The sequence below is a fragment of the Bacillus cereus group sp. BfR-BA-01524 genome (genome assembly GCF_022662595.1).
Taxonomy (GTDB): domain Bacteria; phylum Bacillota; class Bacilli; order Bacillales; family Bacillaceae_G; genus Bacillus_A; species Bacillus_A thuringiensis_S.
Genome location: NZ_JAKUDW010000357.1, coordinates 1 through 295 on the forward strand (window position 1 = coordinate 1; position 295 = coordinate 295).

Below are 295 nucleotides of genomic sequence, written 5' to 3' on the forward strand. Positions count from 1 at the left end.
TTTAGCTTTTGCTATTTCTTGCGCTCTCTCTTCTTCTTTAGCTTTTGCTATTTCTTGCACTTTTTCTTCTTCTTTAACTTTTGCCTCTTCTTTAGGCTTTACTATTTCTTGCGCTTTCGGTTCTTCTTTAACTTTTACTTCTTCTTTGACTTTTGCCTCTTCTTTAGGCTTTACTATTTCTTGTGCTTTCGGTTCTTCTTTAACTTTTACTTCTTCTTTAACCTTTGCCTCTTCTTTAGGCTTTACTATTTCTTGTGCTTTCGGTTCTTCTTTAACTTTTACTTCTTCTTTAGGC

The 295-nt window shown here is 33.9% G+C and carries 1 pseudogene; it reads right to left on the minus strand.

Annotated elements, in window-relative coordinates:
- A pseudogene (locus MR170_RS32865) lies at positions 1–295 on the minus strand (enterotoxin); the annotation flags it as partial.